This window comes from Halohasta salina (assembly GCF_024178165.1).
In the GTDB taxonomy this organism is placed as follows: Archaea; Halobacteriota; Halobacteria; order Halobacteriales; family Haloferacaceae; genus Halohasta; species Halohasta salina.
The window spans coordinates 384285-407473 of the sequence record NZ_JAMZIE010000001.1 but is presented as its reverse complement, the minus strand read 5'-3'; the positions used below and the strand labels follow the sequence as shown (position 1 = coordinate 407473).

At 65.7% G+C, this 23189-nt stretch carries 18 protein-coding genes; 9 read left to right on the top strand and 9 right to left on the bottom strand.

Going from position 1 to position 23189, the window contains the following annotated elements:
• Position 1: 1 nt before the first annotated feature.
• From NKJ34_RS02040 to NKJ34_RS02015, 6 genes are all read right to left on the bottom strand, one after another.
• Complete coding sequence (locus NKJ34_RS02040; RefSeq protein WP_253736588.1) at positions 2–241, bottom strand: hypothetical protein; 240 nt, start codon at positions 239–241, stop codon at positions 2–4.
• A gap of 51 nt (positions 242–292) precedes the next feature.
• Positions 293–1807: a DUF790 family protein gene (locus NKJ34_RS02035; RefSeq protein ID WP_253736587.1), complete on the bottom strand. Its 1515-nt coding sequence runs from the start codon at positions 1805–1807 to the stop codon at positions 293–295.
• A 61-nt stretch (positions 1808–1868) separates the two neighbouring features.
• Positions 1869–3221 carry a DEAD/DEAH box helicase gene (locus tag NKJ34_RS02030; RefSeq protein ID WP_253736586.1) on the bottom strand — a complete coding sequence of 451 codons (1353 nt, stop codon included), beginning with the start codon at positions 3219–3221 and terminating at the stop codon, positions 1869–1871.
• A 39-nt stretch (positions 3222–3260) separates the two neighbouring features.
• Positions 3261–4421, bottom strand: a complete 1161-nt coding sequence (locus tag NKJ34_RS02025) for an NAD(P)/FAD-dependent oxidoreductase (protein ID WP_253736585.1) — start codon at positions 4419–4421, stop codon at positions 3261–3263.
• Between the two features lie 48 nt (positions 4422–4469).
• Positions 4470–5240, bottom strand: a complete 771-nt coding sequence (locus tag NKJ34_RS02020) for an SAM hydrolase/SAM-dependent halogenase family protein (RefSeq protein WP_253736584.1) — start codon at positions 5238–5240, stop codon at positions 4470–4472.
• Between the two features lies 1 nt (position 5241).
• Positions 5242–5757, bottom strand: a complete 516-nt coding sequence (locus NKJ34_RS02015) for a nicotinamide-nucleotide adenylyltransferase (RefSeq protein ID WP_253736583.1) — start codon at positions 5755–5757, stop codon at positions 5242–5244.
• 167 nt (positions 5758–5924) lie between these two features.
• Between NKJ34_RS02015 and lonB the strand changes: the two genes are divergently transcribed.
• From lonB to NKJ34_RS01980, 7 genes are all read left to right on the top strand, one after another.
• Complete coding sequence (lonB, locus tag NKJ34_RS02010; RefSeq protein ID WP_253736582.1) at positions 5925–8156, top strand: ATP-dependent protease LonB; 2232 nt, start codon at positions 5925–5927, stop codon at positions 8154–8156.
• A gap of 6 nt (positions 8157–8162) precedes the next feature.
• Entirely contained in the window at positions 8163–9119 is a 957-nt protein-coding gene (locus NKJ34_RS02005; RefSeq protein WP_253736581.1) for a CPBP family intramembrane glutamic endopeptidase, read from the top strand.
• Positions 9120–9296: 177 nt separating this feature from the next.
• Positions 9297–11051 (top strand): histidine kinase N-terminal 7TM domain-containing protein, encoded by a 1755-nt coding sequence (locus NKJ34_RS02000; protein ID WP_253736580.1) that lies wholly within the window; start codon positions 9297–9299, stop codon positions 11049–11051.
• A 112-nt stretch (positions 11052–11163) separates the two neighbouring features.
• Entirely contained in the window at positions 11164–13854 is a 2691-nt protein-coding gene (locus NKJ34_RS01995; protein ID WP_253736579.1) for an AAA domain-containing protein, read from the top strand.
• Between the two features lie 82 nt (positions 13855–13936).
• On the top strand, positions 13937–14428 hold the full coding sequence (locus NKJ34_RS01990; protein WP_253736578.1) for a DUF6789 family protein: 492 nt from the start codon (positions 13937–13939) through the stop codon (positions 14426–14428).
• Between the two features lie 242 nt (positions 14429–14670).
• Positions 14671–16500 (top strand): right-handed parallel beta-helix repeat-containing protein, encoded by a 1830-nt coding sequence (locus NKJ34_RS01985; RefSeq protein WP_253736577.1) that lies wholly within the window; start codon positions 14671–14673, stop codon positions 16498–16500.
• A gap of 2 nt (positions 16501–16502) precedes the next feature.
• Entirely contained in the window at positions 16503–16715 is a 213-nt protein-coding gene (locus tag NKJ34_RS01980; protein ID WP_253736576.1) for a hypothetical protein, read from the top strand.
• Positions 16716–16788: 73 nt separating this feature from the next.
• On the opposite strand, the gene NKJ34_RS01975 is transcribed toward NKJ34_RS01980, so the two are convergent.
• The gene (locus tag NKJ34_RS01975; protein WP_253736575.1) at positions 16789–17442 is read right to left on the bottom strand and encodes a VOC family protein; all 654 of its coding nucleotides are present in this window, start codon (positions 17440–17442) and stop codon (positions 16789–16791) included.
• A gap of 51 nt (positions 17443–17493) precedes the next feature.
• On the bottom strand, positions 17494–20253 hold the full coding sequence (locus NKJ34_RS01970; RefSeq protein ID WP_253736574.1) for an ATP-dependent helicase: 2760 nt from the start codon (positions 20251–20253) through the stop codon (positions 17494–17496).
• A gap of 89 nt (positions 20254–20342) precedes the next feature.
• Here NKJ34_RS01970 and NKJ34_RS01965 point away from each other — a divergent pair, with 89 nt between their 5' ends.
• On the top strand, positions 20343–21107 hold the full coding sequence (locus tag NKJ34_RS01965; protein ID WP_253736573.1) for an MBL fold metallo-hydrolase: 765 nt from the start codon (positions 20343–20345) through the stop codon (positions 21105–21107).
• A 96-nt stretch (positions 21108–21203) separates the two neighbouring features.
• Here the strand turns inward: NKJ34_RS01965 and NKJ34_RS01960 are convergent, their stop codons facing one another.
• Complete coding sequence (locus NKJ34_RS01960) at positions 21204–21410, bottom strand: DUF8149 family protein (protein WP_253736572.1); 207 nt, start codon at positions 21408–21410, stop codon at positions 21204–21206.
• 233 nt (positions 21411–21643) lie between these two features.
• Between NKJ34_RS01960 and NKJ34_RS01955 the strand changes: the two genes are divergently transcribed.
• The gene (locus NKJ34_RS01955; RefSeq protein ID WP_253736571.1) at positions 21644–23170 is read left to right on the top strand and encodes a sodium:solute symporter family transporter; all 1527 of its coding nucleotides are present in this window, start codon (positions 21644–21646) and stop codon (positions 23168–23170) included.
• Positions 23171–23189: the final 19 nt, after the last annotated feature.

Here is a 23189-nt window from a genome sequence, read left to right as displayed (position 1 = left end):
CTCAGGGCTCCGGTTGGGACCGCCCCATCGCCCAGTTGCGTATCTCGTCGCCGAACTGGTGCATCAGGATCGTCACCGCGATGCCGAGCGGCGACCACCGGTAGGCCAACAGTGCGATCCCGATCAACAGCGCGCCGATCCGTCTGTCACCCCCGATCAGTGCCCGAACCCCACTGACGAGCACCGACACGAGACTGAACAGACGCGACCACTTCGAACCGAGCAATCGTTTGAGGACCATAGCTAGCGGACGCATCGAACGCGCAAAAAGCCCGCGGCAGTCGGTTCCCGCCTACCGGCTTTTGAGTACGCCACCGGTCAGCCCCTCCCATTCGACGCGGTAGCCGACCGCTGCCAGCACCGCGCTGGCGTCGGTCACACCGTAGTCGTCGATGACCGCCTCGGTATCCGCAAACGACATTCCTTCGGACAATTCTTCGGCGATAGACGACAGCACAGCCGGGCGAACCAACCACTGGCCGACACGCCGGTGGTCCGGAAACGTCCGGTCTTCGATCACGTCGACCGACACCGCGTACTCGCCGGCGAGGGCGTCCAGTTCGATCACGTCAGCCTCTGGGGAGAGTTCGTCTGGCAACTCGGCGGCGGCTTCGTCGATGAGGTCGGCTTCGTATTCCCGCAGGACGTCGACCACGTCTTTCACCCGGACCGTCCCCGAGTAGGGGATCGCCCGGTGGTCGGTCGCCTCGATTTCCTCGCCGACACCCAGCGAGTCGTCGACCGCGACGACGAGGTCGACGTCTTCGACCGCTTCGAGCTGACCGAGCTTCTTGTCGACGTATTCGGGTGTCCAAAACCCCATCACTTCGAAATAGACGCGGAAGTCGGCGTACCGGTAGTCGAAGGCGAAATCCGGGATCATCACGCTCGTCCCCGCCTCCAGGAGATCGGGCTCGCGGCGAAGCTCCCAGTCGAGGTCGAGACTCGAAAACCGGGCGGCGAAGTCGCGCTCGACGCCGCTATCGTAGCTCGGCTCGGCGATGGGGTCGACGCCCGGTACCGACACGTCGCGTTCGGTGAGCACCAACTCGCGTTCGGTGCCGCGGTCGTCAATCGTCGCCCGAAGCTCCCACTCGCCGCTCGTGGCGACCGACCGAAGCAGTCGGGCGAAGGCCGTCCCATAGCGGCGGGTGCGCCGAAACAGTCGGTCGGGTCCGGTGACGACCACCGTCCGCTCGTCGTCGCCATCCGCCCGCTCCTCGCGGTCGATCTCGTACATCAATCCCAGTCGTTTGATCGCCGCAACGAGCCCGCGAGGGTCGTCGCTCGTGACTGCGACCTCGGTAGCGTCGAACAGTGCGGTCTGGGACAGCGAGAGGTTGTACTGCTCGATCAGGTCGTCGGGGTCCCACCGACTCTCGAAGGCGGTGAGCCGCTGGTTGCAGTCGCGGTCGGCATACAACGAGTCCTCAACAGCGTCGACACCCACTGCCAGCCCGTCGGCCGCATTTATAAGCGCCTCCTCGCGCTCGTCGCTGGTGGCGACGCCGACGGTCTCGGCGGCCTCGAAGACCCGCCGTCGCGTCCGCTCCGGCGGCAGCGGCGCGACCGTCTCGAAGCTAGCCTCGCGGTCCAGCAGCGCCGCCAGCCCGCGGACGAGTTTGAAATCCTCCGCTTCGCGTTCGATGGCTTCGACGGCCTCGTCGACAGCGCGGCGCGGCTCGTCGACGTGCTCCCGATAGGTGCCGATGAGTCGGGCAGCGAGGGGTCGTACCTCGCAGCCGATAAACTCCGGGCGGTACCGGCCGCCACGACGGGAGACGCGAAGGAGGTCCTTGGTCAGCACGACTGCTTGTTAGCCACCGATTATTTATAAACGCCCCGAGGAGCGGTCGTCCCAATCCGGGTCAGCGTCGACGCTCCGCGACCCGCTCTTCGGCAGTTTCGGCACTCACGAGTTCGTAGAGCACGGCCCGACCGCCGTCGTCCTTCGGCCGGAGAATCCGGCCGAGTCGCTGGGTAAACTCGCGTTCGCTGCCGCTGCCCGAGAGGACCACAGCGACGTTGGCGTCGGGCACGTCGACGCCCTCGTCGAGGACGTTGGCCGCGACGATCCGGCTGTAGGTCCCCTCGCGGAACCGGTCGAGGATCTCGCGGCGCTCGCTGGCTCCGGTCTCGTTGGTGATCGCCGGCAGCAGGAACCGCTCGGAGAGCCGGTAGACCAGTTCGGTGTGGGCGGTGAAGACGATGATCCGATCCTCGCGGTGGCGGTCAAGAATGCGGGCGAGCTGGTGGCGCTTGTTTTCGGCGTTCATCATCAGCTCGCGGGCCCGCTGTTTGGCCAGCAGGGCCTCGCGAGCCGCGGGGTCGTTCCCCGAGCGTTTGACCAACTGGAGGTAGTCGCTGCCGCTCGAAAACGAGATGTTTGACTGGCGGACGTAGTCGACGAACGTCCCCTGGGCCTCGTCGTACGCGGCGCGCTCCTCCGGCGTGAGTTCGACCTCTATCCGGCGGATCTCGTACGGTGCGAGGTGGTCGCCGGCGAGGTCGTCGACGTCGATCCTGTAGACTCGCGGGCCGACCAATTCCCGGATCGCCTCGTGTGCGCCGTCGGGGCGCTCGAAGGTGGCCGTGAGGCCGAGTCGGTCCGGCGCGGTCATGAGGCGAGCAATATCTTGGTAGCCTTCCGCGCCGAGGTGGTGGACCTCGTCGAAGACGACAAGCCCGAAGCGGTCGCCGAGTTCGTCAGCGCGCAAGTAGGCCGAGTCGTAGGTGGTAACCGTCACGTCTTCGACGCGTTGTTCGCCGCCGCCCAGTCGACCGATCGGCACGTCGAACTCGGTTTCGAGTTCGCGCTGCCACTGTTCGAGGAGGTCGATCGTCGGGACGACGACGAGCGTCGGGGTTCCAGTTTGGGCAATCGCGGCCAGCGCGATGACGGTTTTGCCGGCTCCCGTCGGGAGTTCGAGCACGCCGCGGCGGTTGCTGTCGACCCACGAATCGAGAGCCGCCTGCTGGTAGTCACGGAGTTCGTAGGCGGTCGAGAGAGTCAGCGACTCGCTAGGAGAGATCCGGTCGTCGACGTCGGCGTCGAGTTCCCGAAGTACGTCCCGGAGCTGTGCATAGAAATGGGCAGGCGCACGAACCGTCTCGGTCCGCGGGTCGGCCTCGACACCCGGCAGGCCGCCGAGCGGTGGATCGCTCTCGCGGTCGCTGGAGATGCGGAGCGTGCCGTCCTCGAATGCGAGCCGGACTGTCACTGTCGGCAGTCGACCGGCGGGCGATAAATGCGCTCCGGGTCAGGCGTTTAGTTCCTCGCCGACCAACTCCGTCGCCTGACGGATCGCCTGCACCGAGGTCAGGTAGCCCGCGCCGACGCTGGCTTTCAGCGCCTTCGCCGGTTTGCCGGTCACAACTTTCGGGCCGACTTGGGCGACCGCGCCGTCGCCGACCGAAACGATCCACCCCGGCACGTCGAACCGGAACAGCTCCATACGGGGTTCGAACCCCGTCCGGTCGTCGAGTTCCCAGCCGACCAGTCGCGTGATGTTCGAGGCGGCCACGGGGGCCGCCCGGATCGCCGCCGAGGCGCTGGCGGGCACGGCCTCGCCGTCGGCGTCGACCACCCGCGCCGCATCGCCCAGCGCGAACGTCGACTCCGTCAAGCGAAGATCGGCCCGGACGATCGGCCGGTCGCCGGCCATCGCCGCCGCGCCACCGATGCCGCCGGTCCAGACGAACAGGTCGTAGTCGACCGACCGCTCGGTGCCCGTTCGCTCGTGGCGCGTCTCGACGGTCGAGTCGGTGGCCTCGCTCACGGCCGTCTCGGTTCGGATCTCGACCCCGCGGGCGGCCAGCGCCTCGGCCACGGCGTCTTGGAACGCCGCTGGAAACGCCGGGGCGACCGACTCCAACTGTTCGAGGACGACGATCTCGATGCGGTCGGCCGCACCCTCCTCTTCGGCGAGTGTTGCCAACTCCCCGGCGACTTGGACGCCCGAGAGCCCCGCCCCGCCGACGACGAACCGGGCCTCATCGCCGGCGTCGATGGCTTCGAGGGCCCTCTCGCGGATGGCTTCGGCGTCGTCGACCGACTTCAGCGGGAGGCCGTAGTCGGCGACCCCCGGCAGTCCGTAGTCGGCCGTGTCGGCACCCAGACAGAGCCCGGCGTAATCGTAGTCGATGGTCTCCCCGGAGTCGAGGACGACGCGGTTGGCCTCGGGGTCGACGTCCTCGATGCGGGCGGTGACGATTTCGGCCCGATCGAACAGCGAGTCGAGCGGCACTTCGATGGCGTCGACGATCGAGGGCCGCCGGATGGCGCGGTGGACCTCGTGTTGGACCAGATGGCGCTCGTGTTCGTCGACGAGCGTGAGATCGACCGCGGCCGGCAGGGAACTCTCGAGTTTGCGAGTGAGCGTCACACCAGCGTAGCCGGCTCCGAGAACAACGACGTGCATACGACCTGTTGGGTCGCCAGCCGAAAGAACGTGCCGCTCGTCGGGGGCTCAGCCCACCACGATCTCGACGGCGTCGCCGACGTCGAGTCCGAACGCCTCGTCGCCACGACCCCGGTTGACGTCGCACTCGACGTAACCGTGACTGCCGACCGTCAGCAGCCGTCCCCCGGCCGCGACCCGGTCGAAGGTGTCGACGACCGGGGCCGAGACGCCGTCGACGGTAGCTGACTCGACGTCCACGATCTCCGCACCCGGCACGTTCGTGATGACGTTCCCGAAGTCGTCGACCACCAGCACCTCGCCGCGAATGGTGTCGCCCTCGCGGGTCGGGTCGGGGAATCGCAGGTCGACACAGGATTCGAGAGCGATCGGCGACAGCATACCGACCTCGCTGGTCCGGTCGACGCCATGCTCGTGGATGGCGGCCGCCACAGGAGCGAAGACATCCCGGCCGTGGAACGTCGAGGAGGTCGGCTCCTCGACAGTGATCTCGAAGGCCTCGATTTCGGTCCCGTTGCGGTCAGCGAATCGACGGGCCACCGGCCGCAGCAGGCCGTTGTCGGGGGCGACGAGAGCGTGGTCGCCGACGCGGAGGGCGACAGCGCGGCGGTCGGTCCCCACGCCGGGGTCGACGACCGCGAGATGCACTGCCGGCGGGAAGTGCGGCAGGGTCTCCCGGAGCCAGAAGGCGGCGGCCCGTGGGTCCTGTCTGGGGAGGTCGTGGGCGACGTCGACCAGCTGGGCGTCGGTCCGGGAGCAGATCACGCCCTTCATCGCCGCGGGGTACGGCGAGCCGAAGTCTGAGGCCAGCGTCAGCATCTCAGTCGGCGGCCCCGTCGTCGTCGGTCACCTGCCGGATCCGGTCGACGCCGTCGCACTCCCGGATGACCGCGGCGGCGGGATCGGGGACCAGCGAGGCCCAGTCGCCGCCGTCAATCATCCGTTCGCGGAGTTCCGTTCCTTCGAGTACCTCGCGGTGGAACATCGGCGACTGGCGGACCTCGATGCCGGCCTCCTTGAAGAGCCGGATCACCAGCGGGTTGTTCGAGAAGGCGACGTCGAAGGCCGGCGACATACTCTGGACGTGGCTGACCCACACCGAGTTGCGTTCGAGGTCCTCGATAGGGACCACGTAGGTCGGCATATCGAACTCCGCGACCGACTTGGTGATCATCATCACGCGTTCGCCTGCGGTAAACGGGTTCCGACGGGTGTGAGAGTCGCCCGCACTCCCGATGCCGAGGACCAACTCGTCGACCTGCTCGGCGATCTCGGCGACCATGTGGTGGTGGCCGTCGTGGTAGGGCTGGAACCGACCGATGTAGAACCCACGCATACCGGCTCCTACCACGGCTCGATTTATAAAGTCGGCGAGTCGGACCGAGACACCAGATAGAGAGGTAGCAGCCGTCTACCGGCAAATGACGGTATAGTGGCAGTGTTGGCGAATGGGAGAAAGTATATCAATCGCCAGTTCGTCTTTTCTGACAGCGAAACCGTTCTATGAGCAACCCTACGGACACCGACGACGGCCCCCCCGATTCCGGGGTGAACGATGAGACTACCGCCGAGACCGACCGGCCGGCCGACGGGCAGCCGGACGACGACGGACAGGCGGTCACCAACGGGCAGGCGGACGACCGAGCCGACTCCCACGACCAGGAGTCGGTCGAGGACTCCGAGCCGGTTCTCACCGACGAGGAACTCTTCGAGACGGGTGGCCCGACCGGCGGCTCACGGTCTCGGGGTAACACACCCGCCGAGCCGACCGACGACGAGCCGCCGAGCATCGACGAACTCGGCAGCGACGTCGAGGTCGACGCGCCCATCGCCGACGACGTCGGCGAAGACGACCTGCTCGGCGGGCTGTTGATCGACTCCACGGAGGACGTCTCGATCCCCGACCGACTCGTCGATCAGGTTATCGGCCAGGAACACGCCCGCGACGTGATCATCAAGGCCGCCAAACAGCGGCGACACGTCATGATGATCGGCTCGCCCGGTACTGGCAAGTCGATGTTGGCCAAGGCGATGGCCGAACTCCTCCCCAAAGAGGAGCTGCAGGACGTGCTGGTCTACCACAACCCCGACGACGGCAACAAGCCGAAGGTCCGGACCGTCCCGGCCGGCAAGGGCGAACAGATCGTCGACGCCCACAAAGAGGAAGCCCGCAAGCGCAACCAGATGCGGACCTTCCTCATGTGGATCATCATCGCCGTCGTGTTGGGCTATGCGCTCATCATCGCCGGCCAGATCCTCCTTGGCATCCTCGCGGCGGGGATCATCTATCTCGCGTTCCGCTACGCCTCGCGTGGCAGCGACGCGATGGTTCCCAATCTCTTGGTCAACAACGCCGACACCACCACCGCGCCGTTCCGCGACGCGACCGGTGGCCACGCTGGCGCGCTGCTCGGCGACGTCCGGCACGACCCCTTCCAGTCCGGTGGGATGGAGACGCCGAGCCACGACCGCGTCGAGCCCGGAGCCATCCACAAGGCCAACAAGGGTGTGCTGTTCATCGACGAGATCAACACCCTCGATATCCGCTCCCAGCAGCACCTGATGACGGCGATTCAGGAAGGGGAGTTCTCCATTACGGGCCAGTCCGAGCGCTCCTCGGGTGCGATGGTCCAGACCGAGCCCGTCCCGACGGACTTCATCATGATCGCCGCCGGGAACCTCGATGCGATGGAGAACATGCACCCCGCGCTGCGCTCCCGTATCAAGGGGTACGGCTACGAGGTGTACATGGAGGACACCATCGAGGACACCCCCGAGATGCGCCGGAAGTACGTCCGATTCGTGGCCCAAGAGGTCGCCAACGACGGTCGACTGCCGCCGTTCGAGGACGCGGCCATCGAGGAGGTCATCCTCGAAGCCCGCCGCCGGGCGGGCCGCAAGGGCCACCTGACGCTGCACTTCCGGAACCTCGGCGGACTGGTCCGTGTCGCGGGCGACATCGCCCGCTCCGAGGACGCCGAGTACACCACTCGCGACCACGTCCTGCAGGCCAAAGACCGCTCGCGGTCGATCGAACAGCAGCTCGCCGACGAGTTCATCGAGCGCCGCAAGGACTACGAACTGCAGGTCTCCGACGGCTATCAGGTCGGCCGCGTCAACGGGCTAGCCGTGATGGGCGAGGACTCCGGAATCATGCTGCCGGTGATGGCCGAGGTGACACCCACACAGGGTGGCGGCCAAGTGATCGCCACCGGCCAGCTCAAGGAGATGGCCGAGGAGTCGGTCCAGAACGTCTCGGCGATCATCAAGAAGTTCTCCGACGAGGACATTACCGAACGGGACATCCACATCCAGTTCGTCCAGGCCGGCCAGCAGGGCGTCGACGGCGACTCGGCATCGATTACGGTCGCCACCGCGGTGATCTCGGCGCTGGAAGACGTCGGCGTCAGCCAGAACCTCGCGATGACCGGCTCGCTGTCGGTCCGTGGCGACGTGCTGCCGGTCGGTGGGGTGACCCACAAGATCGAAGCCGCCGCCAAGGCCGGCTGTAAACGGGTCATCATTCCGAAGGCCAACGAACAGGACGTGATGATCGAAGACGAGTACAAGGAGATGATCGAGATCATCCCCGTCAGCCACATCAGCGAGGTCCTCGACGTCGCCCTCGAAGGCGAGGCCGACAAGGACTCGCTCGTGGCCCGACTCAAGTCGATCACCGGTTCGGCGCTTCAGGACGGCAGTGTCGCCGGCCCCTCCAGCCCGAGCCCGCAGTAGGGCCCGATGGCTCAGTGGTCGACCTTTCTCGGCGTCGTCGGTGTCGTTGTCGTCCTTTTGCTCGCACTGACCCGCGCGTCGACGGCCACACTCGACAGTTCTGCCCCGACTTCCCAGCCCACCAGTCGGTCGGCCAGCGACCAGCCATCGGTCACCGATCACCAGTCGACCACCGATCATCCGTCGACCACCAACCAGCCGTCGGCTGTCGAACAGTCGTCGACCACCGACCAGCCGTCGACCGCTGAGCGATCGCCGGCCGGCGACGAACGGTCGACCATCGACGGGCCACCGACCGACGAACGGCCGCCGGTCGACGAGCAGCCGGCCGAATCGACTGTCGGACCGGCAGCGAGTAGCACCGCGACGGCGCTGTCGACGCCCGCACTGTTGGCGAACGTCGCCGTCTCGCAGGGCGTGTTCGCGGTGCTGGTGGTCCTGATGGCGTGGTACACCGAGATCCCGGCGTGGGCCTTCGGGCTGGCTCCGGAGTCGTTGACGCTCGGGGCGTTCGGAACCGGCCTCGCGGTCGGCGTGGGACTGTATCTGCTCAACGAAGCGGGGGCGGCGGTGGGTCGGCGGCACGGGCTAGTCGCGCCGACCGAACTCCGCGAGTCGCTGGCTCCCGACACCGCCGCCGGCTGGGTGCTACTGCTGGTCGTCGTCCTGCCGATCATCGCCGGCTTCGAGGAGCTACTGTTCCGCGGGGCGCTGATCGGGGTTGCCGCCGCGGGGGCCGGTCTCCCGCCGTGGCTACTCGTGGTCGGCTCGTCGGTCGCCTTCGCCCTCGGCCACGGTGCACAGGGCCGGCTGGGGATCGTCGTCACCGGCCTGCTCGGAATCGGACTGGGAGCGGTCTTCGTCCTGTCGGGCAGCCTGCTGGTCGTGGTCGTCGCCCACTACGTGGTCAACGCCGCGGAGTTCCTCGTCCACGAACGCGCCGGCTGGTCACCAAGCGGCTGACCGGCCGAGGTCGACGACGGGATGGCTCCCATCCGGTCTCTGGGAGAGCGTTTCGAGCCAGTGGAACGAGAATCTATCACGAACAACTGTTCTATTATTTCACATTAGCCTACAATTTATGTTCGTACCAATTAAAATATATGAGATGATATTGTGTTTCTATACGTTCCCCACGAGATGGTTCCCTCCATAGCCAGTTTATTGGAACTGCTCACACCGACGACGTCCGGGATCGTGATGATCGTGAGTGCGATCCCGCTGGCGTGTATCGTCTACTGGCTCCGAAACGAACGGTACAGGCCGGCCGTCCGTTGGTTTCGGTATGCAATGGTCTGTGGGATAGTCTGGTCGCTTTCTTTCGGCGTGATGAGTCTGGTCGGTCCGCCGTTCCGACTCATCGCCACCCATTTTTACGTGGCTGCGGTGGGGCTGTCGGCCGTCTTCACGTTCATGTACAGCTACGAGTTCGCGTTCAAGACGGCTGTCCCCAAGAGAGTGTACGTCCTGTTCGTGCCGTCGGTCGTCCTCTTCGTGGTGTCGTGGTTCAACCCCTCGAATCTGATCTACACGGTCGACAACGCCTACGGAGCGACGGAGATACTGATTCCGGCCGGCGCGGGCTCGATCAGGCCGCTAGTGACGGTCGTGTTTTCGGTCCCGCTCGTTGTGTTTGGTGCCGGGATGGTCCTCGGGGAGTTCCTCCGCAGTTCCGATCGTCGACGGCGGATCCAGTCGGGGATCGTCCTGTTTTTGATCCTCTTTTCGGCCACGCTCGGGATGAGTAAGGTACTCGATCTGGTGCCTACGTACTTCGATCCGACGCCGATCGGATGGACGGTCGCGGGGATACTGTATGCGGTCTCGATCAAACGGTATCAGTTCCTCCAGATCTCCCCCGCCGCCGAACAACAGATCATGGACGAGCTCGGCGATCCCGTCTACGTGTTGAACCCGAACGGCGTCGTCGCCGGCTGCAACGAGCCGGCTCGGAGGGTCCTCGGTATCGACGTCGGCACGACGGCCGAGGCGATCGAATGCCGGACACCAGCGCTCGACGGGGGCGACGACGTCGGGAACGCGACGGTCGAGATCCCGGTCGACGGCGAGACTCGAACGTTCACGCGGCGGCGGTCTGAACTGGAGTACGGCTATGGGGCCGCCGGCGAAGTGAACATCTTTCGGGACGTGACCGAACTCGCGGCCAAACGGGCGGAGCTACGGGCGCGGAACGATCGGCTCGGCGAGTTCGCCGACGAGGTGAGCCACGACCTCCGGAGCCCGCTTAACGTCGCCGTCGGCCACACGCAACTCGCCAAAGCCGACCGGGACGACACCGAACATCTCGACGAAATCGAACACTCCCTCGAACGGATGGACGATCTCATCGAGTCGACCCTCGAACGGGCCCGCAGCGGCCGCCGTCCCGACCGTGAACGGCTCTCGCTCGACGCGGTCGTGACCGACGCCTGGAGCACCGTCCGGGCGCCGGCCGCCACCCTGGAGGTCGAGTCGACACGGCGTCTGGACGCCGACGCCGACCAACTGCTGCAGTTGTTCGAAAACCTCCTGCGGAACAGCGTGGAACACGGTTCCACGGGCAACCGGACGCAGTCCGGTGACAGCGTGGAGCATGGCTCCACGGGCAGTCGTCCACAGGCCGACGACAGCGTCGAACACGGCGGCGACGACGTCCGGATACGGGTCGGGTCGACCGACTCCGGGTTTTTCCTCGCCGACGACGGGCCGGGGATCCCCGAGTCCCGCCGACAGGACGTCTTCGAGCGCGGCGTGACCTACGCCGAGGCGGGCACCGGTCAGGGATTGTCGATCGTGAGGAACGTCGTCACCGCTCACGGGTGGTCGATCACGGTGGGCGAAAGCGAATCCGGTGGCGTGCGGTTCGACGTCTCCGGCATCGAATCAATGGCGTAACCCCGACCGTCGACACGATCGCTGGCGGACCGGCCAGGTGTCGGCTCCCGGCCATGCCGGTGGGAGCGGCAACATCGGTAGTGTTTTTCAGCCCACGTCACCGAATGTGGGTGTGACAGGCAGCCTCCGCGGCGAGATCCTCGCGGTCGACGCGCCGACGACCGTCGAAACCGAGTACGGCGAGCGAAAACTCGCGGAGTGTCGGCTCCGACCGACCGACGGCACCGACACCGGCGGCGATGCGGCAGTCGATGTGACGCTGTGGGCCAACTGGGCCGACACGGCCGAGCACGCCGAACCCGGAATGGATCTGATCGTTACCGATCCCGAGGTCGACGAGTACGACGGGACGGTGAGCTACAGCACGACCGGCGACTCCTATGTCGTCCTCGAACCCGACTTTCTGGTCGACGTGACCGCGATCCGGTCGTGGGTCCAGTGTCCCCGCATGTACTATCTCAACAAACTGTCGGCGATCCCACTGAACTACCCGGTCGTCAAAGGGACCATCGTCCACGACGTGTTCGGGGATCTGCTTCGCGGACGCGACCTCGACACAGCCATCGAGGATCGGGTCGCCGAGGCGGGGCTCGAACTCGGTCTGCTGGGTCGAGACGTCGAGGAGGTCGCAGGTGAGGTCCGAGGCAACGCGGCGGCAATCGAGGGCTGGCTCGCCCAAGGGACCCTCACTGACGAGGACGCATGGCGCTCGGAGTACACGCTCATCAGTCCGACCTTCGGCCTCAAGGGTCGGGCCGACGCCCTCCGCCGTGGGATGCCGGTCGAACTCAAGACGGGGAAAAACACCAGCCGCGAGCCGCGGTTTCAGGACAAGATTCAGGCGGCCAGCTACGCCCTCATGCTGGAGGAACGCGGCGTCGACGTCGACACCGGCACCCTGCTGTATACGAAGAACACGACACTCGAACGCACCGAGGAGTCGGGCGACCTTTCGCCGGCCAAGGAGTTCACGATGGGCACGGGCCTGCTCGAATTCGTGGTCCGCAGCCGAAACGAACTCGCGGCCATGGAGGCCCGCGAGGCGGTTCCGACGGGGTACGAGGCCGACGCCAAATGCGAGTACTGCTTCGAGCAGGACACCTGCATGGTCGTCTCGGGACGACTCGATCAGGAGTCGAAAGCCGGCGCAGTGGGTCGACCGATCCCCGAGGAGGAACGGGAGTACTTCGAGCGCTTCTACCGGGCGATCGAGGCCGAACGCCGCGCGGTCCACGACGAGTACCGCAAACTCTGGGAGCAAGGCGAAACAGAGCGGGCCGACGACGACCGGGCGCTGATCGACCTCGAACCAATTGGACGGAAAGAGATCGACGGCAATCGCTGGGAACTTCGCGCCCGAAAGCTCGACGACGCCGTCTCGAAACTACGGGAGGGCGACGTGGCGCTGGCCAGCGAGGGCGACCCCGTCGAAGGCCACGCCGAACTCTGTCGGATCACGCACCTCGGCGAGGAGATCGTCGTCACCACCGACGAACCGGTCGACCTCCGTCGGCTCGACGTCTACCCCTCCGAACTCTCGGTCGACCGCATGCTGACTGCGCTCCACGACACCGTCCTCAAGAGCAGCGACGACCGCAAAGACATCCTCTTCGGCCGCAGAGAACCCGCCTTCGACGACGCCCGAGAGATGTTTATCGACAATAACGAGGGGCAAAACCGGGCGGTCAACCTCGCGGTCAATGCCGAAGACTGCGCACTGATCCACGGCCCGCCCGGAACCGGGAAAACCTACACGATCGCCCGGTTGATCCGCGCGCTCGTCGACCGTGGCGACCGTGTGCTGCTGACGGCCTTTACAAACCGGGCGGTCGACAACGCCCTCGAAGCCCTCCGTGAGCAGGGGTTCGAGGACATCTGCCGGGTCGGCACCGATACCGGGATCCGAGAGGACATGCTCGACGTGCAGTTGGAAACGCGCGGCGACCCCCACGAGCGGGCCGCCGAACTCCGCGAGGCCCCGGTCGTCGCGGCGACGACCGCCTCCTGTGGCTCCCGTGTCATGCGCGAACAGAACTTCGACGTGGCGGTGGTCGACGAGGCCTCCCAACTCACAGAACCCAGCGCCTTGGCCGCCCTCAATTTGGCCGACCGCTTCGTGCTGGTCGGCGATCACGAACAGCTCCCGCCGGTCGTCCAGTCGGCCGACGGCGGGGACGAGACCGCCGAGAGCAACCCCCTCTCTACGTCGCTGTTCGAGCGGTTAATCGACGACTACCCCGACGCAGCGGTGATGTTAACCCGTCAATACCGGATGTGCCAGCGGATTCAGGCCTTTTCCTCGGCCGAGTTCTACGACGGCGCGCTCCGGCCCGCGACGGGCGCGGTCGCCGCCCAGTCGCTCTCGGCGCTCTGTGCTCCCGATCGGCTCCCGGCCGAGCTTCGGGATGCGGTCGCGTTTCTCGACCCCGATGGCACGCGTGTGGGCAACACGAACCCGACCGAAGCCGACCGCGTCGCCGAGATCGTCGACGCCTACATCGAGGCCGGAGTCGACCCCGACGATATCGGCGTGATCGCCCCGTTCCGCGCGCAGGTCGCCGAGATCAGCCGCCGCGTCGACGTGACCGTCGATACGGTCGACCGGTTTCAGGGGTCGAGCAAGGAGCTAATCGTCGTCTCGTTCGTTGCCACCGGGCAGCTCGAGGGCCCGCTGTTCGAGGATCACCGCCGGATCAACGTCGCGCTTACGCGGGCGAAAAAGGGACTCGTCCTCGTCGGCGACCCGGAGGCGCTGTCGACCGATCCGTTCTACCGTCGGCTGCTCGACTGGGCCGACCGGTAGGCGGTCACTACCGGAGCCGCTTGGCGTGATTGTATTCCTCGCCTGAACTACACTTTTCGGCCTCTGCGCCGTGACTGTGTGTATGAGTAACGAACAGGAGGCGCGCAGTTCCAAGGAGATCTCCCGTGAGTCCGGCCAGATCGGTGTCCGGGAACTGTCTGTCGCGGGACTGGCTGGCCTCGGCGGCATGATCGCCATGCAGCCGATCTTCGGGATGGCGACGGTGCTGGGCGTGCTCGATCCGGTCGCGTTTTCGGGGTTCGCCAACATCGTCGGCTACGGACTGGACTTCTGGGGCGGGGTAGCGATCTTCGTTGCCGGGGGGATGACGGTCCTCCCCCTGTTGTTCATCACGCTCGGTAACTACCTCCCGCCGGCGGATAGTATTCCGCTCCGTGGGGTTACCTACGGGACCATCGTCTGGACCGGCTTCGTGCTCGCATTTTATACCGATCAGAGCGGCGTCGGACTCGTCGTCTATCTGGTGTTGACACTGGTCAACCATTGGGTATACGGCGCGGTTCTCGGCTCGGTGTACACACGATACGCCTCGATCGCGGCGTACGAAGTCTGACCGACAGGACCACCCTGAGAGGGTCGTGTTACCGGTCGACGTCCCCCACAGATTCGACCGTTCGGCGATTTCATGGGTGGCGCGTAGTGTGACAAACCGCCCTCAGTGGTATCTAAAACGCATGTAAGTAGTGGCCAGTGGGTGTCGAATATCCGTAGATACACAGTATACCGATTCAATGGAACTGTATCCCGACACAACTGGTCAGAAATACTATATGTATAACCTGATCCTAACGGGATATGGCAGAACGCCATTCGGACGGCTCCGGGCGGAAGGCACAGCTTAACAGACGGGATTATATGCGGCTCGGCGGTTCGGCCGTCGCCGCGGCGGCCATCGGTGGCGTCGGGGCAACGACGTCGGTCGCCGCCCAGACCGAAACGGTCGTCGACCTCGGTGCGGAGGGGCTCAGTGAGGGCGACGAGATCGACCCGTATCTCGAAGAGTTCGTCGACGACGGCGTCGAGGTCCGCGTCCCGGAAGGCGAGTACGACTGGGATGGTGACGGTTTCACGGGTGCGAGTCGTGACGCGGCCATCGTCGGCCAAGGCGAGGTCATTCTCAACAACACCGCAGGCGACTGGTACCAGACGATCAAAGCCAGCGGCGGGACCGTCGAGATCCGGAACTTCACGGTTCGCGGCGAGGCAACCGGTGAGAACACGCGATTCCGCCTCGATGCGGAATCGGACGGGCGGATCGTCGTCGACAATCTCAACTTCCCCGACGGCTCGGAGTCCGGCGGCGAAGCCAAGGCCTTCTACGTGCCCCGGGACCACGCGGGGGTCATCGAGATCCGGAACTGCTACTATTCGGGCTTCGACGACAACGGGATCTATGCCTCCTCACCGGGGTACAGCGACGGCAACGACGGTCAAGTGATCGTCGAGAACTGTACTTCCCACAACAACAACATCGCGGGCATCCGGATCGGCTCCTCGGAGAGCGTCGTCCGGAACTGTCTGATCATCAACGACGACGACGCGCCGAGATCTCCCAGCGGCTCGCGGAACCAGCGCGGGATTCGGGTCCGTGCCCCCGGTGACGACATCGTGATCGAGGACTGTGAGATCATCCACTCCTACGACGGCGCCGGGGCTCCGATCCAGCTCCACCGCACTGCCGAGGGTGGTTCGGGGACGATCAACAACGTCCGCATTCTGAACAACACGAGCAACGACGCCATCTCGGATCAGGACGGCAACACCGCTGAAGGCTGGACCGGCACGAACATCAGCATCACCGGTGACGGCGATCTCGACTACCCCTCGGAGTTCGACGCCACCACCGGCAGCGACGCCGAGTCGCCGACCGGCGAGGACCCTCAGGGTGAGACAGTACCCGACAGAAGCTCGTCCGATTCGGGCTCGGCGAGTGCGGACGAACCAGCCGAGGGCACCGACCGACTGCTGGTGTCGACCGAACCTTCCGACGGCGCGAGCTACGAGTTCACCGCGACTGACGAGATCACCCCGCGATACGACCTCGACCAGTTCAACGCCAACGACGACTCGGTCGGCGAGAGCGCAAGCGAGAACGACGACGGTACGTGGACGGCCACGGGGCAGCTCTCGGGAGCGAGCTCCAGCGGCGACTCGTTCGACGTCGCCGGCGAGCTCACCTCGGTCTCGATCGACGGCGACAGCGACGCCGTCTCGCTGTTCCTCAACGGCGAGGAGCTCCCGGCAGACGACCTCGTCGACGCCGCCGGCGACGACCGGTCGGACGAAGACGATCAGTCCGCAGATGATTCCGAGGACGTCCCCGCAGAATCGCCGGACGAAGTCGACGAGGACGACCTCGCCAACGTCCTCTTGCTCGATGGGACTGTCAGCGACGACCTCGCCCAGTACAAGATCGTCGTCAGCGGCCGGATCGAGCGGAGCGACTCGCTGAGTTCGGTCGCCGACGGCGGCAGTCCATGGGACGATATCGAGGACCGCGTCGACGAATCGACCGCCACCGGCGTCGTTGCCAAAGGCCTCGACGGCTACCGGTTCTCCGGCGACCTCGTCAGCTTCCAAGTCAAGGGTCACGTCGATCTCACCGTCGAACAGGCCGAACAGTAGTCATGGTCGCATACAGTGACTGGGAGTCGCTCTCGGCGGACCCCGATCCGGTCGACGATCTCGGCTACGTCGGCACGGAGTGGGATGTCGTCCGAACGACGCAGAAGGACCGAACGCACCTGCTGTTTTTGCCGCAGGACGAGGAACTCCTGCGACAGGAGGCGTTCGTGATCGCCAGCGAGTCGTCGGTCGTCGACATCGCAACCCACCGCTGACGACCGCGCGCCCTCCAACGCCGCACTAAATTCGTTATACGGTTCCTACCCCCGGCTCGAGCGTCGCCATCCCTCAACCGACGACGACCTCGTAGGGGTGCGTCGGATGGACGTGTCGACCCGAGTGTGCCGACTCGTCGACAACAGTCACCGAGATCGGCGCGATACCGGTGGTACGATCAGTTGGATACCACTCCCGGCCCGTCGGAACGATCACGAACCGAGCGTGTCGGTCGCCGACCCACGCGAACGTGTCGCTCGGCGTTCCCCACGGCGAGAGCCCGACCGTCGTTTCGAGCCACTCGACGAGCGCCAGTGGATCGCGGGCCGGGAGGCCAACCTCGGTGACCCCGTCGACGGCTGCTGCGCCGGCGTTCCGTCGGTCGCCGGTGTACGAGAGCCCTTCGAGCACGTTTCCCGCCGGATCCTCGGCATACACCGCCGTCGCGTCGAGAAACTGAAAGCGGCGACTCGGCTCGCCGTCGACCGGGGTAATCATCGCCCGGTCGGCCAGCCAGTCGGCGATCTCCGCGCCGTCGAGCAGTACTCGAAACGCCAGATGTGCGGGCGGGGCGGCGTCGGTCTCGGTAAATCGAAGGTCGGTCTCGCCGAGTCCCACGACCGGCCCCGTCCCAGGACTGTCAGGAGACGGGGAGAACCGGGAACGATACCACTCGGCGACGTGCAGTGGGTCGACGGCCGGCATCGTCACCCGTGTGAACCGCATTGGTGGGTTTCGGGTCGGCAGCCGTTTATAAATAGTGGGAGGCTGCCCACCTCACTCCGGCTCGACCGCGCCGGCTCCGTCGTCGATCTCTGCGAGGACTCGGTCGTGGAAATCCTGAAGCACTGCGCTTTCGTCGTCGGCCAGCACCACGTCGCTGGCCATCAGTGTCGCCAACCCGAATGCCCGCGGGCTCGGGGAGTCGACCGTGTGGGTCTCGATTCCGACCTCGCCGCTCTCGACCTGGCGTAGGAACTCCTTAACCCCGGTTATGTTGAGCTTATCCTCGGTGAGTTCCCGGTAGGTCTCCTCGGTGACCGCGAACGAATCGAGGTCCTGCGCGAACGACAGCAGCATCTCGCTGGAGACCTGCTGCTGGGCGGCGGATTTCTCGTGGCCCTTGTAGCGTTTGAGGATCATCAGCGACCGGGTCGCGTTGATCCGGAAGTACCGCTGGAGGAGGTCAGTGCCGTCGAGGGCCGCCCGCAGCTCCCCGGCCACCGATTCGGGGTCGAGTTCCCGGATGATGCCGGCGACGTCGACCTTCCGGTTGAGCGGCATGGCGATCGAAAAGCCGTTGTCTGCCACCGCGACCTGTACGCTGGCGGTCGTCTGCTGAGCACAGCGGTGGGCGATCAGCCGGGAGAGTCCGTCGTTGAACGCCCGGCCGTAGTTCGAATGAACGTAGAACCGGCGGCGGTATTCGGCACGGTCGATCTCGGTTTCGATCACCAGCCGCTCGTCGGTGCTCACTGTCGCCTCGCCGAGATACTGTCGCTGTTCGTCGTACAGCCGGCTGATCGCCCGGACGCTGTGCTCGTCGATCGGGAACTCGCGGAGCCAGCTCCTGACACCGGCGATGCCACCGGTCTCGAAGCGGTCACAAAGCTCGGTCTGGAAGCCGACGATCTCCCGACCCAGATCGTACGACAGCGGCAACCGTTCGGAAAACCACGAGGGGACGGTCGGGCGCGCCGCGGTCGGTTCGACGTACACCTTCGATCCCCGCCGGTAGCAGTACTCGAAGTTCTGTCCGCCGAGGACGAACACGTCACCGGGATCGAGCGTATCGAGATACCCCTCGTCGAGGGTGCCGACCCACTCGCTGTCGCCGCGGGTGTGAACCGCACAGCTAAACGAATCGGGGATCGTCCCGATATTGGTCATATAAATGACGCGGGCGAGCCGGCCCCGTTTGCCGATCAGTGACTCGCCGACCGAGAAATCGGGGTAGTGGTGCTCGCCGTCCGGCGGATCGTTCGTGTCCCGCCAGATCTTCGCGTACACGTTGTTGGCTTCAAGCCCCGGGTAGTCGGCTGTTAAATATCGCATCAGCCGTTCCCAGTCAGTGGAATCGTAGTTACGGAACGGATACGCCCGTCGGAGCGTCGACTTCACTTCGGTCTCCCGCCGAACGTCGTTGATCGCCATTCCGTAGACGTGTTGGGCGGCGACGTCGGCGGCGTTTTCGGGGACAAACACGCGGTCGACGAACCCCGCTTCGGCCCGGTCGAGCATCACTGCACACTCGATGAGTTCGTCGCGATCCAGCGCGATCACCCGTCCCATGACGGTCTGGCCGAGTCGATGACCGGCTCGGCCGACCCGCTGGAGCAGCGCGGCGACCGATTTCGGCGAGCCGATTTGGACGACCAGATCCAGATGGGGCATGTCGATCCCGAGTTCCAGACTGGTCGAGGTCGTCACTACATCGAGCTCCCCGGCTTTCAACCCCGCCTCGATCTCGGTGCGGCGGTCTTTCGAGAGGCTCCCGTGGTGACAGCCGGAGTTCGTTTCATCGTATCGGTCGGGAAACCGATCGCGAAGTCGCTGGAGGACGCGTTCGGCCCCCGACCGGGTGTTGGTGAATACCAGCGTGTTGGTGTGGTCGACGATCAGGTCGTCGAGGCGGTCGTAGAGTCGGTCGTGGATCAGCTCCCGTGGCGTGTCGATCAGGTCGTCGGTCGGACACTCCAGCCTGATATCGAACTCCCGAAGGAACCGGGAGTCGACCAGCTCGTACTCCCGGGCGTCGCCGCCCGGCTCGCGGCGACCCACGAGGAACTCCCCGACCGTCGACAGCGGTTCGACCGTCGCCGAACAGCCGACTCTGGTCGGCGACGTGTCGGTCATCGCTTCGAGGCGTTCCAGCGACACTGCGAGGTGGGTGCCGCGTTTGGTTTCGGCGAGGCTGTGGATCTCGTCGACGATCACGTACTCGATGGTTTCGAGCTTCCGTTTGAATTTCGGGCTGTTGAGCAGGATCGCCAGCGTCTCCGGCGTCGTGTTGAGGATGTGTGGCGTCGTCTCCAACATCGCCTGCCGGTCGCTGCTGTCGGTGTCGCCGTGGCGGATCGCATGGCGAATGTCGGTGTCGATACCGTCGTCGGCCAGCCGGTCGGCGATCCCCTCCAGTGGGACGGTCAGATTACGGTGGATGTCGTTGGCCAGCGATTTCAGCGGCGAGATGTAGAGACAGTACACCGCGTTATCGAGGCCATCCGGGCTGGCCTGCTCGCGGGCGAACAGTTCGTTGATGATCGCCGCAAACGAGGCGAGCGTTTTGCCGGAGCCGGTCGGCGCGCAGATCAGGGCGTTGCGCTCGTTGTGAATGTGGGGGATCGCCCCGCGCTGCGGCGGGGTAAAGAAGCCGCCGTTGCTGGCGACGAATTCGCCGAACTGATCGACCCACCAGTCGGCAACGACGGGTTCGAACAGCGAGAGCACGTCCTCGTCGGCGATGTCGACCGTTTCGGGGTCGAACGCGTAGTCGGCGTCGGTTGCCGCAAGGAGGCTACGGCCGGATGAAGCCATCGGCTCGGAGTTGTGTGCCACCGCGTAAGTCGGTTGTGCCGACAGTGACGATCCGAATCCCTTTGGCCGCTAGCGGCCTTCGGACGACCATGCAGGTCACGTTTCTCGGAACCGGATCGGCGATGCCAACCGGGAGTCGGATGCAGAGCGGCCTCCTGTTGACGGCCGGTAGTCGGTCCCTACTGATCGACTGTGGGAGCGGTGTCCTCCACCGGCTCGCAAACACCGAATCGGGATACGAAGGCGTCGGTAGCATCCTCCTCACTCACCACCACCTCGACCATGTCGCCGATCTACTGCCGTTGTTGAAGGCGCGGTGGCTCGCCGGCGAGGAGCATCTCGAAGTCGTCGGCCCGCAGGGGACGAAAGCACTGGTCGACGGGCTGCTGTCGGTCCACGACTACCTCGATGGGCGGGTCGACCTCCGGATCCGGGAGGTGACAGCCGGTCACGCCTTCGAGGTCGCAGGATTCGGAATCGAAGGCCACGAGACCAGACACTCGATGGACGGGCTGGCCTACCGAGTTGCCGATAGCGCCGACGAGTCGCCGGTGTTCGCCTTCAGCGGCGATTCGGAGGCCACCGCTGGACTGGCACGGTTCGCCGACGGCTGCCGGGTGCTCGCCCACGACTGCTCGTTCCCCGACGACGTGGAGGTTTCGGGGCATCCAACGCCGACACAGTTGGGGACGGCGCTCGCCGACTGCGACGTCGACCGGCTGTATCTGACTCACCTCTACCCGCACACGGACGGCCGCCACGAGGAGATGCGGCAGGCGATCGCGGCCGGCGGCTTCGACGGCGAGATCAGGGTCGCCCGCGACGGACTCCGGATCGGGCTAACACGGTCCTGACTGACGGCGCTTCGGCTGGGTCGACCCAAGCCGGGACTGCAGAACAGCAACTACGCACCTGCATCCGTAGTAGAAAGTTACTACCGGTCGGTAGCCTTACTCTAACAGCCCGATGTCCTTGGCGACCAAGTCCTGTATCTGGGATTTGAGCGCCGGGTCGACCTCGGCGCACTCCTCGCCGTCGTGTCTGTTTTCGTTGTGGGTCTCGAGCTGGTCGGCAACGTCCGACAGCGGGACGGTCGTCTCGGTCCCGCAGGCCTCACAGACGATAGGCACCGCCGGATCGTCGGGGTCGTCGGTCATACTCGCCAGTTTCCCTGCGGGTTCAAAACCGGTCCGGTTCCGGAGGAACGTTCCTGATGAAACCGTCGCTGTCGGTGCGGTCGGTCGACGACTGTATTTGCTTGTTATATTCGCCACTTATATTTCGGTGCGGTCCGAGCATGCAGGCGATGAAGCGCTACTACCCGTACGTGTCGTGTCGGTTGAGAACTGCGGTCCGTGATCGCTGGCCTGCCGGTCGGGGGGTGTGGTGAGTGGTCTCCCAGACGGTCGCCCTCGCGTCGACGGTGGCTACGCTGGCGGTCGTTACGGTCGCCGGCGTGCTGTATTCCCGTCGTCGGGTCGGGACGGTCGAAGACCTGCTAACCGCGCGGAACTCCGCCGGGACCGCGGCGACGACCGCGACGCTCGTCGCGTCGACGATGGGTGCGTGGATCCTGTTTAGCCCTGCCGAAGCCGGCGCTGCCTTCGGAGGGATCACTGCCGTGTCGGGGTACGCAGTCGGTAGTGCGATTCCGCTGTTGCTCTTCGTTCCGGTCGGCCGGCGGATCCGAGAACTCATGCCCACGGGCCACTCGCTGACGGAGTTCGTCCTCGTCCGGTTCGGCCCGGCGATGTATCTCGTGGTGCTGGTCGTCTCGGTGTTCTACATGTTCATCTTCCTTGCTGCGGAGATGACCGCGATCGCGGGCTCGCTCGAACTAGTCGCTGGGGTACCGGCGTGGCAGACCGCCACTGCCGTCGGGCTGTTCGTCCTCGTGTATACGGCCTACGGCGGCCTCGTCGCCAGCATCTTCACCGACACCGTCCAGACCCTTGTTATCCTCCCCCTACTGGCAGTCGGCTTCGGGGTGGCCGTCGTCTCGCTGGGCGGTACCACCGAGATGTACACGACCGCAATGTCGACCGACCCCAACCTGCTCGATCCGGGGTTCCGGCCCGGCTTGGAGTTCGGGCTCTACGTCGTCTTCGCGGTGCTGGGGGCGAACATGCTGAACCAGGGGATCTGGCAGCGCGTCTACGCCGCCGACGGCGCATCGACGCTGTCGCGGTCGTTCGGCGTCGCCGCGCTGACGGTCGTGCCGATGGTGCTGCTGGCGGGACTGTTCGGCGTCGCCGCCGCGGGGCTCGGGTTGGTAACTCCCGAGACCCAGAGCGTCGCCTTCTTCCTCGTCGTCACCGAGGTGCTACCCGAGACGGTCGCCTTCGTCGTCGTCCTGCTGGTCGTCCTGTTGGTAATGAGTTCGGCCGACACGATGTTGAACGCGATTTCGAGTCTCGTGACCGTCGACCTCGCCCGCCTCGGCGCGGTCGAGGGCGGGCGGTCGCTCCGGATGGTCGGTCGGGGAGTGACCGTCGCAGTCGCGGGCGGCGCTATCGTGATCGGGGCACAGGGGTACAGCGTCCTGCAGTTGTTCCTCACCGCCGACCTGCTGGCGGCGGCCGTCTTCGTCCCGCTGATCTGGGGACTGTACGCCGAGGGGTTGACCGAACGCGGCGCGCTGGCCGGCAGCCTCTCAGGGCTGGTGGTAGGCATCGCCTACTTCCCGATGCTCCGGGGAGTGGTGACGCTGGTTCCCGGTCTCGGTGGCCTGCTCCCGGAGCCGGCGTTCCTGCCTGCCTTTCTCGGGGCGACCGGCGTCTCGGCGCTAGTGACAGGCCTCGCTGTCGTCGTCGGGAGCGGGAACTTCGAGTTCGACGCGCTGTCGACCGACCTCCAGTCGTTCGACGAGCCGGCCGCCGAGGAGTCGACCCCGACGACCCCGGAGGTGTCGGACTGATGACCCTCGGACCGACGCT